This is a genomic window from Streptomyces sp. HB132 (assembly GCF_016909575.1).
Taxonomy (GTDB): domain Bacteria; phylum Actinomycetota; class Actinomycetes; order Streptomycetales; family Streptomycetaceae; genus Streptomyces.
In genome coordinates this window covers 461826-478858 of record NZ_JAFBGA010000004.1, presented here as the reverse complement: position 1 = coordinate 478858, position 17033 = coordinate 461826, and the positions used below count along the sequence as shown (strand labels likewise).

Here is a 17033-nt window from a genome sequence, read left to right as displayed (position 1 = left end):
ACGCGCCCGAAGGCGTACTCCCGGGCGGGACGGGTCGGCCGCTACTTCGCGGCCTCGCCCTCTACTTCTTGGCCTTGCTTTCGCCGGCGGATTCGTCGGTCGACAGGACGGAGATGAACGCGTCCTGCGGCACCTCCACGTTGCCGACCATCTTCATCCGCTTCTTGCCTTCCTTCTGCTTCTCCAGCAGCTTCCGCTTACGGGAGATGTCACCGCCGTAGCACTTGGCGAGGACGTCCTTGCGGATGGCTCGGACGGTCTCACGGGCGATGACCCGGGAACCGATGGCGGCCTGGATCGGCACTTCGAAGTTCTGCCGGGGGATGAGCTTCTGCAGCTTGGCGACGAGCCGGACGCCGTACGCGTACGCCTTGTCCTTGTGCGTGACCGCCGAGAAGGCGTCGACCTTGTCGCCGTGCAGCAGGATGTCGACCTTGACCAGCTGGGCCGACTGCTCGCCCGTGGGCTCGTAGTCGAGGGAGGCGTAACCGCGGGTCTTCGACTTCAACTGGTCGAAGAAGTCGAAGACGATCTCGGCGAGCGGCAGGGTGTAGCGGATCTCCACCCGGTCCTCGGAGAGGTAGTCCATGCCGAGCAGGGTGCCGCGCCGGTTCTGGCACAGCTCCATGATCGCGCCGATGAACTCGCTGGGCGCCAGGACCGTGGCCCTCACGACCGGCTCGTGCACCTTGTCGATCTTGCCCTCGGGGAACTCGCTCGGGTTGGTGACGATGTGCTCCGTGCCGTCCTCCATCTCCACGCGGTAGACCACGTTGGGGGCGGTGGCGATGAGCTCGAGGCCGAACTCGCGCTCGAGGCGCTCACGGATCACGTCGAGGTGCAGCAGGCCGAGGAAGCCGACGCGGAAGCCGAAGCCGAGCGCGGCCGAGGTCTCCGGCTCGTACACCAGGGCGGCGTCGTTGAGCTGGAGCTTGTCCAGCGCCTCGCGCAGGTCCGGGTAGTCGGAGCCGTCCAGGGGGTAGAGCCCGGAGAACACCATCGGCTTGGGGTCCTTGTAGCCGCCCAGCGCCTCGGTCGCCCCCTTGTTCAGGGAGGTGATGGTGTCACCGACCTTGGACTGCCGGACGTCCTTCACACCGGTGATGATGTAGCCGACCTCGCCCACGCCGATGCCGTCGGCCGGGGTCATCTCCGGGGAGGAGACACCGATCTCCAGCAGTTCGTGGGTGGCGCCCGTCGACATCATCCGGATGCGCTCACGCTTGTTGAGCTGCCCGTCGACGACCCTGACGTAGGTGACGACACCGCGGTACGCGTCGTAGACGGAGTCGAAGATCATCGCGCGGGCGGGGGCGTCGGCTTGGCCCACCGGGGGCGGAACGTCCCGGACGACCCGGTCGAGCAGCGCGTCCACGCCGACACCGGTCTTCGCGGAGACCTTGAGCACGTCCTCGGGCTGGCAGCCGATGAGGTTGGCCAGTTCCTCGGAGAACTTCTCCGGCTGCGCCGCGGGCAGGTCGATCTTGTTGAGCACCGGGACGATGGTGAGGTCGTTCTCCATCGCCAGGTAGAGGTTGGCGAGCGTCTGCGCCTCGATGCCCTGGGCCGCGTCGACCAGGAGGACGGTGCCCTCGCACGCGGCCAGGGAACGGGAGACCTCGTAGGTGAAGTCCACGTGGCCCGGGGTGTCGATCATGTTGAGGATGTGGGTCGCGCCCTTGTCCTCACCCTCGGTGGGCGCCCACGGCAGCCGTACGGCCTGGGACTTGATGGTGATGCCGCGCTCGCGCTCGATGTCCATCCGGTCGAGATACTGGGCGCGCATCTGCCGCTGGTCGACCACTCCCGTCAGCTGGAGCATCCGGTCGGCAAGGGTCGACTTGCCGTGGTCGATGTGCGCGATGATGCAGAAGTTACGGATCAGCGCCGGGTCGGTACGGCTCGGCTCGGGCACGTTGGTAGGAGTCGCGGGCACGCAGGGTCCTGATTCTTGAGACGCCGGACGCCGTGTCTCGGGTCGATGTCGGGTCGGACGGATCGATACGTAGCCTCCATGGTCCCACGCCTGCGGGGCCGGGACCGGTTTGGGCCGGTCCGAGGGTGGCTGCTACCGTGGGCAGCTGTGCCTCGTGGCCCTCAGAAGCCGCGTGGCGCACATAGAAGATCCAACGAACCTGAAAAGGCTCTTTCGTGGCGAACATCAAGTCCCAGATCAAGCGGAACAAGACGAACGAGAAGGCGCGCCTGCGCAACAAGGCCGTCAAGTCCTCGCTCAAGACCTCGATCCGCAAGGCCCGTGAGGCTGCCGCTGCCGGTGACGTCGAGAAGGCCACTGTGGCCGTCCGTGACGCCTCCCGCCAGCTCGACAAGGCTGTCTCGAAGGGTGTCATCCACAAGAACGCCGCCGCCAACAAGAAGTCGGCGCTGGCTCTCAAGGTTGCCGCCCTCCAGGGCTGAGCTACTGATGTGATCGCCGGAACGGATTCAGCGGGCCCTCTCTCCCGCTCCTGACCGGCACTCCGCGCCGCACACCGAACCTGCGTTCGCCACGCGGGTGCGGCGCACACAGCCTGATCCGAAGGCCCCGGCCGCGTCCTCCCCAGGACGACGGCCGGGGCCTTCGTGCTTGGTGTTTTCCCGGCGAGGGCGGGGGCCGGCACATCGGCCGGTGGGGCCCTGTGACGGGGCCGGCAGGGTGACCTGGTGCAGGGCCCTGTGCGGTGGTCGGTACGGGGCGCCGGGAACTCTCGGGCTCAGCGGCCGCCGGAGCGTGCGGCCCGGGCCACGGCGACCACTGCCTTCTCCAGGGCGTACTCGGGGTCGTCCCCGCCGCCCTTGACGCCTGCGTCCGCCGCCGCGACCGCGATCAGCGCGGCCGCCACTCCGTCCGGTGTCCATCCGCGCATCTGCTGACGGACCCGGTCGATCTTCCAGGGCGGCATGCCCAGCTCCCGCGCCAGGTCGGCCGGCCGGCCGCCCCGGGCCGAGGACAGCTTGCCGATCGCCCGGACACCCTGGGCAAGGGCGCTGGTGATCAGGACGGGGGCGACACCGGTGGACAACGACCACCGGAGGGCCTCCAGCGCTTCCGCCGCCCGGCCCTCGACCGCGCGGTCGGCGACGGTGAAGGAGGAGGCCTCCGCCCGGCCCGTGTAGTAGCGGCCGACGACCGCTTCGTCGATGGTGCCTTCGACATCCGCGGCGAGCTGCGAGACCGCGCTCGCCAGCTCCCGCAGGTCACTGCCGATGGAGTCCACCAGCGCCTGGCAGGCCTCCGGGGTCGCCGAGCGCCCGAGGGCCCGGAACTCGGCCCGCACGAACGACAGCCGCTCGGCCGGTTTGGTGGTCTTGGGACACGCCACCTCACGCGCGCCCGACTTCCGCACCGCGTCCAGCAGCCCCTTGCCCTTGGCCCCGCCCGCGTGCAGGAGCACCAGGGTGATCTCCTCGGCCGGGGCACCCAGATAGGCCTTGACGTCCTTGACGGTGTCGGCGGACAGGTCCTGCGCGTTGCGGACGATCACCACCTTGCGCTCGGCGAAGAGCGAGGGGCTGGTGAGCTCGGCGAGCGTGCCGGGCTGCAACTGGTCCGGGGTGAGGTCGCGGACGTCCGTGTCGGCGTCGGAGGCGCGGGCCGCAGCCACCACGTGCTGCACGGCACGGTCCAGGAGCAGGTCCTCCTGGCCCACGGCAAGCGTGACGGGGGCGAGCGGGTCGTCGGTGGAACTGCGTCTGGTGGCCATCGCGGTCCAGCATCCCACGCCTCTGTGACAACGCCGTGGGGGCGCCGACCCCGGCCGTACCGTGCCTGGGCGTACCGGAGAATGACCGGGTGAGCGATGTGAGACATGTGCTGGTGCTGCCCGACCGGGAGGCGGCCGAGGAGGTCGCCGGTGAGCTGCCCGACCGGTTCGGGGTCACCGAGGAACCGCAGATCGTCCGAGATGCCCTGGCCGGCGAGGACGACGCCGAGGACGCCCAGTGGCTGGTGGTGGTGGAGGACCCGGCCTCACGGCTGGACTCGGCGGCGCTCGACGCGTTCGCCGGGGAGTACGAGGGCTGGCTGGAGGCCCCGTGAAGGGTGCGGCACCCGCGACCGCCGGTGGTACACGGGGTGCGGCACCCGCGACCGCCGGTGGTACACGGGGTGCGGCACCCGCGACCGCCGGTGGTACACGGTCGCGCGACCGCAGATCCTGTACGCGGTGCACGGCCCGACGGCCGCTACCAGGCGCCTCAGCCGCACGGCCGGTACACGGTGCCGGCAGGGGTGCGTGCCGCAGCCGCACACCGTCGGCAGGGGGTGCCGCAGCCGGCAGGGTGCGCCACAGCCGCGCGGTGGTCGGCAGTCCGAGTGGTGTCAGCCCTTGGGGATGATCTGGATGTCCATCTCGATCTTGATACTCGGGCCGACCACGGCGATGCCGCGCGCCAGCATCGTCTGCCAGGTGAGCGTGAAGTCCTCACGGTGCAGCTCGGTGGTCGCCCGGCAGGCGGCCCGGGTCTCGCCCTCCAGACCGCTGCCCAGGCCGAGGTACTGGGTGTCCAGGGTGACGGTACGGCTGACCCCGTGCAGGGTGAGCGCGCCCGTGACCCCCCAGCGGGTGCCGCCGCGGTGCACGAAGCGCTCGCTGTAGAACTCGAGGGTCGGGTAGCGCTCGACGTCGAGGAAGTCGCCGGACCGCAGGTGGTCGTCGCGCATCTTGACGTTCGTGTCGATCGACGAGGCGTCGATGACGACGTGCATGGCGGAGTCCTCCATGCGGTCGGCGATCCGCACGGCACCGGCGAAGGTGTTGAACCTGCCGTGGATGCGGGCCATACCGATATGCCGCGCCGTGAACCCGATCTGGGTGTGCGACGGCTCGATCTCCCACTCACCCGGGTCGGGGAGCTGCGGGGGCTGGGCCACCTGGAGCGAGACGTCGCCGAGGCCGGCATGAGCCCCCTGGTCCACGGTGACCGGACCGTGGAAGGGGGTGAAGCCCTCGGCCGTGACTCCCAGCCGGTACTCGCCCGCCGGCACGGTGGCGACGACGTTTCCGAACGGGTCTGTCTCTCCGCCGACGACCTTGCGGCCCGCACTGTCGGTGACGACGAAATCGGCCTGCCGCACGGGCTCGGACACGGGGTCCAGCACTCGGCAGCTCAGCATCCCCGCGTTGTGCGGCATCGGGAATCCTGGGAGGACATTGCTCGGTGCGTTGCCGGACTTCGCTCTGCTGCCTAGCCAACGGCCGAACATGTGCACGTACTCCCCAGGGGCGGTTCTCACCTCGGACCCTGACAGCCTGACGTCGTTGTCGGATCAGCGGCCCGCCGACGAATACGCATTCGATCACCGTTGCGATGTTCGGGGCAAACGCAGCAGCTCAGAGGGGGTTGCCCCGAGCTGTACCCAGCTGTGCTCCCCTGTACGCAGGTACTACCGAAGGTCCGAATTGGGCAGGGCGTCGGCGCCCGCGCCGTACGTGTCACACGGTCCGGGGCGGGCGTACCTCGGGCGGGGCGGTGAGGACCAGGCCGAAGTGGTCGCGGTAGGCGGCGAGCACCTCGATGTCGTCGCGCAACTCCGTCTCGTGCCGCTCGCCCCGCACGGTCGTGATCAGGGTGCGGCCGCGGAGCGTCACCCGGCCCTCCCCGGTACGCCGGGAGCAGACGAGTGACCGGGTGAAGTGGGAATCCGGCGAGGTCCGGTGGTACCAGGACCCGGCCCGGAAGTCCGCCAGCTCGCGCGGCCGAGGATCGAGGCGGAACTGCTGCGAACCGTCGCGGAGCAGGTCGAGGTCTCCCTGCGGCGCCTCCTTGAAGCGGAAACTGCCGCAGGGATCGTCCTGTTCGGCACGGGCCTCCAGCTCGAGCGGGCGCAAAGCGTGGTCGCCGAACCCGACGTCGGCGAGCCACGGCCCCGTCCCGTCGTCGGTCTCCACTCGCAGTGCGACGTGGTCGTACGGGATACCGAGGCGTCCGTCGTCGCCGAACACCCGCGCCTGGAGGAGGGTTACGCGGAAGCCGAGTCCGCCCAGCAGCGCGGCGAAGGCACCGTTCAGCTCGTAACAGAAGCCACCCCGGCGGTCCGTCACGATCTTTTCGACGAGCCTGTCCTCCTCCAGGACGATGTCCTGGGCCAGATGGATCGACAGGTTCTCGAAGGGAACGGTCACCAGGTGCCGGAGCTGCAGCTCGCGCAGTGCAGCGACATCGGGGCGGGCGGGCCGGGACGCACCGATGCGTTCCAGGTAGGCGTCCACCCAGGCGGGCTCTCGGGCCTGCTGCTTCGCTTCCTCGCTCATGCCGGAAGTCTGTCGCGGTGTGTCGGCCGACGCCATGAGGTCCTGGACCTAGGACCGCCGACGGATTAGCCGGTGGCTGCCGATGGCTGGTGTGTCCGCCCTGACGGAGCGAGGGTGAGAGCGGGCGCGCGGCCAGGAACAGCGCGCGCAGAAGGCGCCCGCCCCGGAGGCGCGGTCGGAACGTCCTGCGGGGCTCCGGTCCGCGGCAGGGCCGCGAGGACAGCGGGAGCCGGCGCGGCGGCGGAACACCGCACCGGGCGTATCCCGCCTTCATGACCGGCCTGCCGCCCGCAGCCCGGCACCGGCACCCGTCACCGCGATCGCGCCGTGCGTGTCGGTGCGCAGGACCTTCGCTCCCACCGATCGGAGTGCTTCGACCGTACGGGCCGCCGGATGGCCGTACGGGTTGTCCCTGCCGCAGCTGATGAGCGCGAGTCTCGGGCGTGCACTGCTCAGAAGCGCGGTGTTCTGGTGGGCGGAGCCGTGGTGCGCGACCTTGAGCACGTCCACGCGGGGCAGCGCCGGATGGCTCCGCAGCACCCCTTGCTGAGCCGGAGGCTCGAGATCGCCGAGGAGCAGCAGAGTCAGTCCGCCGGACCTGACGAGGAGTGTGACGCTGGAATCGTTGGGTTCCTCGGTCACGGGGGCCGGTGCCGCCCCCGGCACGCCGGCCGCGGGCCAGAGCACCTGCCAGTCGAGCGGTCCCGTCCTGCGGCGCTCCCCCGGAACGGCCCGGGCCATCGGGACGTGCGCCGCCGCGGCCGTTCTCTTCACGAATGCGGCCTGCTCCGGCGGTTCGTCGAGAGTCGTCGTCTGGATCGTGCCGACCTCGCGGCCCTCCAGCACCCCGGGCAGGCCGCGCACATGGTCGGCGTGGAAGTGGGTGAGCAGAAGCAGAGGCACCCGGGTGATGCCGAGATCCCGCAGGCACCGGTCCACGAGACGGGGTTCGGGACCGGTGTCGACGACCACTCCCGTGCCGTCCCCGGCGGCGAGGACCATGGCGTCCCCCTGCCCCACGTCACAGAGCGCGAAGGTCCAGCCCGGCGGCGGCCATCCCGAGATGAGGCGGGTGATCGGCACCGGCCTCAGCACCGCGAGCACCAGCAGCAGCGCGGCGGCGGAACAGACCCAGGGGTGGCGGGCCAGGCGCCGGGCCGAGAGCACCAGCAGGGCTGTGAGGACGGCGAGGAGAGCAGCACCGCGCCAGCCGCCGGGCCAGTCGACCTCCGCCCCGGGGAGTGCGGCACCGGTGCGGGCCACGGACGCGATCCATCCGACCGGCCAGCCGGCGACCTCGGCAAGCGTCTCCGCGACCGGTATGGACACGGGGGCAGCGGCGAGCGCGGCGAAACCCAGGACCGTCGCGGGCGCCACCGCGAACTCGGCCAGCAGATTGCAGGGAATCGCCACCAGGCTGACCCGCGACGCGAGGACCACGACGACGGGTGCGCAGACCGCCTGGGCGGCTCCCGCCGCGGCCACCACCTCGGCGAGCCGCGCCGGTACCCCGTACTGCTGAAGAGCACCGCTCCATCTCGGGGCGAGGGTGAGGAGCGCCCCGGTGGCGAGCACGGAGAGCAGGAAGCCATAACTTCGGGCCAGCCAAGGGTCGTACAGCACGAGCAGCAGAACGGCCGCGGCCAGCGCGGGAATCAGCGATCTGCGCCTGCCCGTCCCGATGGCGAGCAGTGTGATGAGACCGCAGGCCGCCGCTCGCAGAACACTCGGCTCCGGGCGGCAGACGATCACGAAGGCGAGCGCGACCCCGCCACCGGTCAGGGCTGTCATGCGCAGGGACATGCCCAGCCGGGGCGCCAGACCGCGACGTTCGCTGCGCGAGGCCGTCCCCGGCGGTCCGATGAGGAGGAAGAGCAGAATCGACAGGTTGGCCCCCGACACGGCGAGCAGGTGGGTGAGGTCGGTGGCCTTGAATGCATCGTGCAGATCGGGCGGAACCCGTGAGGTGTCTCCGACGACCAGCCCCGGCAGGAGTGCCCGCGCATCGGCGTCGAGTCCCTCGGTGGCCTCCCGCAGGCCCGCCCTCAGCTGTCCCGCTGCCCGTTGGAGGAGGCTGGGCTGCCTGCTGACCCGCGGTGGATCATCCGCGTCTGTGCCGAGTACGGCCGCTGAGCGCTCCCCCTCATGCCTGGGTGGCACGAGCCGCCCGCTGATCCGGAGGCCCGTCGAGGGGAGCAGCCTCTGCCACCGCTCCGTCGCGTCACCCGGTGCGACCATGACGAGGATCGGCGTACGGAGCTTGGTGACCGTCCCGTCGGGAGCGGTCAGCCGGTCCACCTCGGCGTCGAGGAGCAGGGACACCGGAGTGCTGTGGTCGCCGCGTACCCGGGGCCGGGTCCGCCGGGGGTCGGAGGTGACGGTCACCTCCGCTTCGACGCGAGCGTATGACTCGGCCAGTCCGGGGACGGGACCGCTGCGCACATCCGCGCCGTGCAGCCCGGCCGCCGCCGCCCCGGCCGCTGCGCAGAGCAGCACCCCGGCCACGGCAGTGGCACGTGTCCCCGCGCGCCGGGAGCGCCTCGCCGGCTCCGGGCGGACCACCGGCCCCGTACGTCCGCCCGGGTCGGCCCCCGGCCCCGTACGTCCGCCCGGATGGCTCCGATGCTCCGGGGCGGCCCCGTCAACCGGATCGGCCGTGTCCTCCCTGTGGTGTGCTCGCGCCGCCACGCGCGGTAGGGCGAGGACGCCCAGACCGGCGCATGCGCAGAGAACCACCCCGATCGCCACCCACCGGCCCTGCGCCCCCAGGGCCAGGGCGGCTGCTGCCCAGGTCGCCAGAGCGGGAGGGACCAGCCGTAGATCGGCTGGAGCCTCCTGACTCGGGTCGGCGTCGCCGAGCCGCCGCCCCGAGTCCGTGTGGACCTCAGGGACGCTCATGGCCTGACCAGCGGCCGGAGGTCCGCGAACCGCCGGTCCCCGATGCCGTTGACCTCGCGGAGTTCGTCGACCGAGCGGTAACCCCCGTGCTCCGTCCGGTAGTCGATGATGTGCTGGGCGAGCACCGGTCCGACGCCCGGCAGCGTGTCCAGTTGCTCGACGGTGGCCGTGCCGAGGCTCAGCGGCGCGGCCGGACCGGCCTGTCCCCCCGCGCTTCCGCCCGCCCCGGCGCCGCCCACGGGCGGCGGCGCGGGCGGCATGCCCACCGCTACCTGCTCGCCATCCGTCAGAACGCGTGCGCGGTTGAGCACGGTGACATCGGTGCCCTCCCGGACGCCTCCCGCGGCTCGTAGGGCGTCCGCGACGCGGGAGCCGGAAGGCAGGTACTGGATCCCCGGCCGGCGCACCTTCCCGCTCACGTCGACGACGATCTGTCCGCCGGGTGCGGCACCGGCCTTCGAGCCGGTGGACGGGCCGTGCGGCGGGGCGTTCGAGGGCTCCGGCTCGCCCGCCTGTACAGCGGCGGCCGCCTCCGTGACCCGGTCGGGAGCTCGTACGGGCTCAGGGCGGGCCGACCAGAAGTGGGTGCACGCGAGCACCGCTGCCCCGACCAGGACGACGGCGAGCGCGGCGAGCGCCCGTGGCTCGAGGCCGCATCGCGACCGCACCCACAGGGGCAACCGGTCCCGCAGTGCGGGCCCGAACTCCCGCCACCCTCTGGGACGCACGACGGAGCCGTCGGGGTCCCCGTGGCGCGGCGGGAGTGCCGCCCAGGCCGCAGGGGCTGCCGTGGCGCCGGCATCGGGAGTCGGGGACGGCAGCGGATCCGCCGCCCAGGAGGGTGCCGCACGGGCACGGCCCGGCTCGCCGGTCGTAGCCGCAGACGTGCACGCCCGAGCCGCCCCAGCAGGCGTGGACGCCGTCGTCGACGCGGCAGCCGCCGGCCGGTCGACGGTCATGAGTGCGTCCGCGCGGAGCCGCGAAGCTGCGCTGATCGCCGCGTCCGCCCCGCGCACAGTGCGCCGTCGACGGCCGGGCCGGGCGGCGCCGGACGTGGTGCCCGGCGAGGTGCCGGCGGCTCCGCCGGGACGGACACCGGACCTGTGACGGGCACGCCCGGCCGTACCGGCCCCACGGGACACCTGGTGTGCGGCGCGGTGCGTGGCCCGCCGCGTCGGCGGGCGGGTCGGCGGATCCATCGCCGCAGGCGCGGGGAGATCCGCGAACTGATGCACGGCCGGGTTCGCCGCGCCGCCGGTCGCGCTCAGCGCGTCAGTGGCACCGATGGAGGTGGGAGGTGATCGGAAGGTCATGCCACACGACGCTAGACATGTCTGCGGAAATCCGCCGAGCTGACCCAATTACATTGGATAACCCATCAGTTGTGGAAAACCTCATCACCCGCCGGAATGAAGGGCGAAGGCGCACCGCCTCGGAGAGGGACGGCCAAGTGGACAGCGCAGTCCCGGCCGAGGTGACGGCACAAGCCCGTCCAGGGCGACAGCGGAGTCGCGGCCGGGGCGAGGGCCGGAAGGAGATTCAGCGCGGCGCGACCACAGCTCCCAGCAGACCCGGCCCTGTGTGCGCCCCGATCACCGCGCCCACTTCGCTCACGTGCAGGTCCACAAGCCCCGGAACCCGCCCCCGCAGCCGCTCCGCCAGACGCTCCGCCCCCTCCGGAGCTGCCAGATGGTGTACGGCGATGTCCACCGCACCCGTGCCGGCCCGCTCCGCGACGATCTCCTCGAGCCGTGCGATCGCCTTGGACGCCGTCCGCACCTTCTCGAGCATCTCGATCCGCCCGCCATCGAGTTGAAGCAGTGGTTTGACGGCCAGTGCCGATCCCAGCAGTGCCTGTGCGGCACCGATGCGGCCACCTCGACGCAGGTAGTCCAGCGTGTCGACGTAGAAGAACGCCGACGTGCCCGCCGCGCGCTTCTCGGCCGCCGCGACCGCCTCGTCCAGGCCCTCGCCCGCCTCGGCGGCCTCGGCGGCGGTGAGAGCACAGAATCCGAGGGCCATGGCGACCATGCCGGTGTCGACCACGCGTACAGGCACAGGGGCGTCCTTCGCGGCGAGCACGGCCGCGTCGTACGTACCGGAGAATTCGGCCGACAGGTGCAGGGAGACGATCCCGGTGGCCCCCGTCTCCGCCACGGCACGGTACGCGGCGGCGAAGACTTCCGGGCTGGGCCGCGACGTGGTCACGGAGCGGCGCTTCTGCAGGGCCAGCGCGAGCGAGCGGGCCGAGATCTCCATGCCCTCCTCGAGGGCCTGATCACCCAGGACGACGGTCAACGGCACTGCGGTGATGCCGTGCCGTTCCATCGTCTGGGGCGGCAGGTAGGCCGTTGAATCGGTGACGATAGCGACATGGCGGGACATGAGCCGGAGGTTACCTTCCGGGGTGGGTGCACGGCAGCCCGGGACCGGCCTGCTCATCAATTCCGGTCCGGCCGTTATCCGGCCCTGGCGCGCATCGGAAGATTCCGGACCCCTTCAGCACGCGTACGGACATGACCGTGGCAGTCCTGCCCACGGTCTGCTGCTTCGCAGCCCGACGAGGTCAGTTCGTGGTCTCGGGTCTGGCCGACTTCTGCCACGGATAGCCCGTGTGCAGCCGCGGGTCCGGCGGGGTGAGCGACGGCGGCGTCACCTCATCCGCCGGCGCGCTCCAGTCGTGCCGGGCCGTTTCGCTCCGGGGCGCCGGCTCCTCGGTAGTCCAGTGGCGCAGGGCACCGGCCTCCAGGCCGATCTGCGCGTTGAGCGCCGCCAGATCGTCGTCGGCGAACTGAACGGCCCGGTCACGCGCCGCCCAGCGCAACGATTCCGCCGAGTGTGTGATGCGCTCCGTTCGCTCCCGCAGGCCGGGCAGCAGTGTCGCCACCGTGGCCCGGTCCGGCTCGCGCTCCAGCCGCTTGAGGTCGTTGTCGAGCTCGCGTCCGTGCGCGCTCAGGCGCTGGAAGAGGCCCAGCGACTCCGAGAGCGAGTCGTCCTCCGCCGCGCCGGCGCTCAGCGCGTCCTGGGTGGCCCGCATCGATGTGCGCAAGGTGAGCCTGAGCTGTGCGAGCTCCCCCGGCACGCCCGGTTGGCCGTAGCTCTTGGCACGCAGCGCGGTGTCCTCCACCGAGCGGCGCGCCTGCGTGATCGTCCGGTCCACGCCGCGTTTGGCCGCGCGCACCGCCTTCACACCGGCGTACACCCCGAGGGCCATGAACGCCACCAACAGCAGGATCAGGATCATGGCTTCCATGAGGGCCCCCTCGGTCGTCGGATCGGCCACCCGCGTGCGGCCACCCCTTCTACGGTAAACGGAACGGGCAGGCCGAGGGTTCCACCGGAACCCCCAGCCTGCCCGTAAGGGAAAGCCCTGACACGCCCGCGCGGCTGGTACAGCGTCGTCCCGCAGGCACGCGCACTGCCCGAACGCCGTCACGCAGGGCCCACGGCGCCGTTACGCGGGGACGATGTTGACCAGCTTCGGCGCCCGCACGATCACCTTGCGGATTCCGTTCCCGCCCAGCGCGGCGACGACGTTCTCGTCCGCCAGGGCCAGTGCCTCCAGCTCCTCGTCCGAGATCGACGGGGAGATCTCCAGGCGCGCCTTCACCTTGCCCTTGATCTGCACCACACAGGTCACGGTTTCGTCCACGACGTACGCCGGGTCGGCGACCGGGAAGTCCTGGTGCACGACGGACCGGGTGTGACCCAGTCGGCGCCACAGTTCCTCCGCCACGTGCGGCGCCAGCGGTGCGATCAGCAGCACCAGCCGCTCGGCGACCGACCGCGACAGCGGACCGCCCGCCTTCGTCAGGTGGTTGTTCAGCTCGGTGACCTTGGCGATGGCGGTGTTGAAACGCATCCCCGCCATGTCCTGGCTGACTCCGTCGATGGCCTTGTGCAGCGCCCGCAGCGTGTCCTCGCCGGGCTCCGAGTCCACGACGGTGACCTCACCGGTCTCCTCGTCGACGACGTTGCGCCACAGCCGCTGCAGCAGCCGGTACTGGCCGACCACCGCGCGGGTGTCCCACGGGCGGGAGACGTCCAGGGGTCCCATGGCCATCTCGTACAGCCGCAGGGTGTCCGCGCCGTACTCGCCGCAGATCTCGTCGGGCGTCACGGCGTTCTTCAGGGACTTGCCCATCTTGCCCAGGACACGGCTGACCTTCTCACCCGCGTGGTAATACGCCCCGTCGCGCTCCTCGACCTCGGTGGCCGGGACCGCGATACCGCGGCTGTCACGGTAGACGAACGCCTGGATCATGCCCTGGTTGTACAGCTTGTGGAACGGCTCGGCGGACGAGATGTGCCCCAGGTCGTGCAGCACCTTCGACCAGAAGCGGGCGTACAGCAGGTGCAGTACGGCGTGCTCCGCGCCGCCGACGTACAGGTCCACACCGCCGGTGGGCTGTCCCTCCCTCGGGCCCATCCAGTACTGCTCGATCGCCGGGTCGACCAGCCGCTGGTCGTTGTTCGGGTCCAGATAGCGCAGCTCGTACCAGCAGGAGCCCGCCCAGTTCGGCATGGTGTTGGTCTCGCGGCGGTAATTCCGCGGGCCGGATCCGTCGCCGAGGTCCAGGACGACGTTGACCCAGTCTGCGTTCCGGGACAGCGGGGTCTCGGGCTGGGTGTCGGCGTCCTCCGGGTCGAAGGTGCGCGGCGAGTAGTCCTCGACCTCTGGCAGTTCCAGCGGCAGCATCGACTCGGGCAGCGGGTGGGCGATGCCCTCCTCGTCGTACACGATCGGGAAGGGCTCACCCCAGTAGCGCTGACGGCTGAACAGCCAGTCGCGCAGGCGGAAGTTGACCGTGCCCTCACCGACTCCGTGCGTCTGCAGCCACTCCGTGATCTTCGCCTTGGCGTCGACGACACCCAGGCCGTCCAGCGAGACCTCGTCGTTGGCCGAGTTGACCAGCTTCGCCTCGTACGAGGCGAACGCGTCCTCCCACGTCGACGTGTCCAGGCCACGGTCGTCCGAGGGCTCGACGACGCAGCGCATCGGCAGCTCGAAAGCGCGCGCGAAGGCGAAGTCGCGTGCGTCGTGCGCCGGTACGGCCATGATCGCGCCGGTGCCGTAGCCCATCAGGACGTAGTCGGCGATGAAGACGGGAACCTTCTCGCCGCTGACGGGGTTGGTCGCGTAGGCGCCGGTGAAGACACCCGTCTTGTCCTTGGCCTCGGCCTGCCGCTCGACGTCGGACTTGGCCGCGGCCTGCTTGCGGTACGCCGTGACGGCCTCGGCCGGGTTGGCGTGTCCTCCGGTCCAGACCGGGTGGGTGCCCTCGGGCCAGGCGGCGGGGATGATCCGTTCGACCAGCTCGTGTTCGGGCGCCAGCACCATGTAGGTCGCGCCGAACAAGGTGTCCTGACGGGTGGTGAAGACGGTGATGTCTCCCGCTCCGTCGACGGGGAAGTCGACCCGCGCGCCCTCGGAACGACCGATCCAGTTGCGCTGCTGCAGCTTGATGGCCTCGGGCCAGTCCAGCCCGTCCAGGTCGTTCAGCAGCCGGTCGGCGTAGGCCGTGATGCGCATGTTCCACTGGCGCAGCTTGGCCTTGAAGACCGGGAAGTTACCGCGCTCGGAGCGGCCGTCGGCCGTCACCTCTTCGTTGGCCAGCACGGTCCCCAGCCCCGGCGACCAGTTGACGGGCGCGTCCGAGGCGTATGCCAGGCGGTACTGCCCCAGGACGTCGGCGCGGTCGGCGGCGCTCAGCGCACCCCACTCACGGCCGTCCGGCAGCGGGCGCTCACCGCTCTCGAACTGCGCGACCAGCTCGGCGATCGGCCGGGCCCGGTCGGCCTCGGTGTCGTACCACGAGTTGAAGATCTGCACGAAGATCCACTGGGTCCACCTGTAGTAGTCCGAGTCGATCGTCGCGAAGGAGCGGCGCTTGTCGTGTCCCAGTCCCAGCCGGCGCAGCTGGACCTTCATGTTCTCCATGTTGGCCTCGGTGGAGGCCCGCGGGTGTGTGCCCGTCTGCACGGCGTACTGCTCGGCCGGCAGGCCGAACGCGTCGAAGCCCAGGGTGTGCAGGACGTTGTGCCCGGTCATCCGCTGGTGGCGGGCGTAGACGTCCGTGGCGATGTAGCCCAGCGGGTGCCCGACGTGCAGACCCGACCCCGACGGATACGGGAACATGTCCATGACGAAGCGCTTCGGCTTGGCGGCCAGCTCGGGATCGTCCGCCAGGTCGCCGGTCGGGTTGGGTGCCTCGTACGTCCCCTCGGCGTCCCAGAAGTCCTGCCAGCGTGCCTCGATGTCGGCGGCCATCGCTGCCGTATAGCGGTGCGGCGCGGCCACCTCGGCCGCGGTGTTCGTCTCGCTCATGATCCTCAAAGCTCCATCGATCGTCATCTGCCGGCACCCACGTCCACGGACACACGTCTTACGGACACACGTCTACGGAAACGAAAAATCCCCTCGCACAGGAGGGGACGCCGCGCCGAGTCCGACCAGGCATTCTCACCGGTCGGGAATGGTCAGCGCGGCTCGCTAAGCAGAAGGCCTACGGCACGCATGGCGTCAGGGTACCGCACGGGCCCGGCGCCCGGCCCTGCGTATATCCGCTCGGGAAGCCGTGCGCATCTCGACACCCGAGGTCGACGGGCACGCAATCAGCACGAATCTTCCACGTGACCCGCACACTCCGGAGGTTTCTCCGCGTACTGCCCGCTGTCGGGGCAACAGCGCAAACCTCGTACCGGCCGGTATACGGCGCCGGCTGGAGAGCCCTGGCACACACCGGCAGGAGACCGGGCTCCGTGGAGCGCCCGATGGTGGTCGAGGTTCCCACCGGAGGCCCTGCGCTACGTCCTGCAACTGGCCGGCGCGCCACCGGTCCCGCAGGGCGTGCTCGCCGGCGGCTGTCACAGCACCTGGATCGACGCTGCCGCCTCGCACGACGCCATGGCCTCCAGGGCCTCACCGGCCGCTGCGGGCGGCACGCTCGGCGCCGGCGCCATCCTGCGGATCGGGCCGGAGACCTGCCCGATCGGCGAGTCGCCGAGGTTTACGAACTGGCCGGCGGCCGAGACGGCGGGCCGGTGCGGCCGGTGCGAGCTGGGGCTGCCCGCCGCCGCGGGCGGCCTCGTCGACGTCACGAACGGCGGTGGACCCGCCGCCCCGGAAGCGCTTCGCGAGGTGACCCGGGCGGTGAAGGGCCGCAGGGCGTGCAGACGCATCCGGACGGATCGGCCCGCTCCCTCTCGTCCACCCTCTCGGCGTTCACGGACGACCTCTCGGCCCACGTGCTGGACGGTGGCTGCGGACGGGAAGCACTCGGGGTGGCTGCCGTTGCCCTCTCCCGACTACGAGCATCCGGAGGAGTCCGTCCCCAGCGGCGAGAAGCTGGCGGTGAACTGGACGCTGCGCCAGGGCCACGGCCTGTGCGCGGACGTCGTTCCGGAGCTGGTCAGGCTCGGCCCCGACGGCTGTCCGGCGCTCGCCGACGCCGTGGTTCCGGTCCACCTGCGGGGCACCGGCCCAGCATGCCGCACGCCGATGCCCGGCGCCGGCGGCCCTCCGTATCGAGCAGGCCACCGAACGCCCCTCGTTGTCGAGCGCCCCGCGCGGGGCGCTCAACAACGGACGGGGCTGACCCGCACACCACCGGGAGACGAAAGAGACGACGGACACGACAAAGAAGCGGGTCATCCGATTCGGATGACCCGCTTCCTCACTGTGGAGCTAAGGAGAATTGAACTCCTGACCTCCTGCATGCCATGCAGGCGCTCTACCAACTGAGCTATAGCCCCGTGCTGTTTGCCACCTGGTTTCCCTGGCGACATCGAGAACATTACACGCTCCCACCGGCCCATCAAAAATCGTTCCACCCGACCCCGGTGGGACCGGTGGCCAACGCACTGACCAGCGGCCCCGCG

At 71.0% G+C, this 17033-nt stretch carries 11 protein-coding genes, 1 tRNA gene and 1 pseudogene; 3 read left to right on the top strand and 10 right to left on the bottom strand.

Annotated elements, in window-relative coordinates; all coding sequences use genetic code 11:
* Positions 1-61: 61 nt before the first annotated feature.
* Positions 62-1936 carry a translation elongation factor 4 gene (gene lepA, locus JOC24_RS12990; protein WP_205020372.1) on the bottom strand — a complete coding sequence of 625 codons (1875 nt, stop codon included), beginning with the start codon at positions 1934-1936 and terminating at the stop codon, positions 62-64.
* Positions 1937-2151: 215 nt separating this feature from the next.
* Here lepA and rpsT point away from each other — a divergent pair, with 215 nt between their 5' ends.
* Positions 2152-2418 carry a 30S ribosomal protein S20 gene (rpsT, locus tag JOC24_RS12985; RefSeq protein WP_014156344.1) on the top strand — a complete coding sequence of 89 codons (267 nt, stop codon included), beginning with the start codon at positions 2152-2154 and terminating at the stop codon, positions 2416-2418.
* Positions 2419-2714: 296 nt separating this feature from the next.
* Here rpsT and holA read toward each other — a convergent pair whose 3' ends face one another.
* Positions 2715-3704: a DNA polymerase III subunit delta gene (gene holA / locus JOC24_RS12980; RefSeq protein ID WP_205020371.1), complete on the bottom strand. Its 990-nt coding sequence runs from the start codon at positions 3702-3704 to the stop codon at positions 2715-2717.
* Between the two features lie 89 nt (positions 3705-3793).
* Between holA and JOC24_RS12975 the strand changes: the two genes are divergently transcribed.
* On the top strand, positions 3794-4039 hold the full coding sequence (locus JOC24_RS12975; RefSeq protein WP_205020370.1) for a hypothetical protein: 246 nt from the start codon (positions 3794-3796) through the stop codon (positions 4037-4039).
* A 282-nt stretch (positions 4040-4321) separates the two neighbouring features.
* On the opposite strand, the gene JOC24_RS12970 is transcribed toward JOC24_RS12975, so the two are convergent.
* The 7 genes from JOC24_RS12970 to leuS all read right to left on the bottom strand — a co-directional run bounded on the left by JOC24_RS12970 (position 4322) and on the right by leuS (position 15480).
* The gene (locus JOC24_RS12970; protein WP_205020369.1) at positions 4322-5206 is read right to left on the bottom strand and encodes a YceI family protein; all 885 of its coding nucleotides are present in this window, start codon (positions 5204-5206) and stop codon (positions 4322-4324) included.
* Positions 5207-5435: 229 nt separating this feature from the next.
* Positions 5436-6254 (bottom strand): arylamine N-acetyltransferase family protein, encoded by an 819-nt coding sequence (locus JOC24_RS12965; RefSeq protein ID WP_205020368.1) that lies wholly within the window; start codon positions 6252-6254, stop codon positions 5436-5438.
* 270 nt (positions 6255-6524) lie between these two features.
* A complete protein-coding gene (locus tag JOC24_RS12960; protein ID WP_205020367.1) occupies positions 6525-9152 on the bottom strand; it encodes a ComEC/Rec2 family competence protein in 2628 nt (875 codons plus the stop codon).
* Positions 9149-10465, bottom strand: coding sequence for a ComEA family DNA-binding protein (locus tag JOC24_RS33185; protein WP_307792678.1), 1317 nt, complete (start codon positions 10463-10465; stop codon positions 9149-9151). Before JOC24_RS33185 ends, JOC24_RS12960 begins: the two co-directional genes overlap by 4 nt.
* Before the next feature lie 226 nt (positions 10466-10691).
* Positions 10692-11537 (bottom strand): DegV family protein, encoded by an 846-nt coding sequence (locus JOC24_RS12950; protein WP_205020366.1) that lies wholly within the window; start codon positions 11535-11537, stop codon positions 10692-10694.
* A 181-nt stretch (positions 11538-11718) separates the two neighbouring features.
* Positions 11719-12405, bottom strand: coding sequence for a hypothetical protein (locus JOC24_RS12945; protein ID WP_205020365.1), 687 nt, complete (start codon positions 12403-12405; stop codon positions 11719-11721).
* Between the two features lie 201 nt (positions 12406-12606).
* A complete protein-coding gene (gene leuS, locus JOC24_RS12940; RefSeq protein ID WP_205020364.1) occupies positions 12607-15480 on the bottom strand; it encodes a leucine--tRNA ligase in 2874 nt (957 codons plus the stop codon).
* A 428-nt stretch (positions 15481-15908) separates the two neighbouring features.
* Between leuS and JOC24_RS33180 the strand changes: the two are divergent.
* A pseudogene (locus JOC24_RS33180) lies at positions 15909-16750 on the top strand (ferredoxin); the annotation flags it as partial.
* Positions 16751-16834: 84 nt separating this feature from the next.
* On the opposite strand, the gene JOC24_RS12930 reads toward JOC24_RS33180, so the two are convergent.
* Positions 16835-16907, bottom strand: a tRNA-Ala gene (locus JOC24_RS12930).
* Positions 16908-17033: the final 126 nt, after the last annotated feature.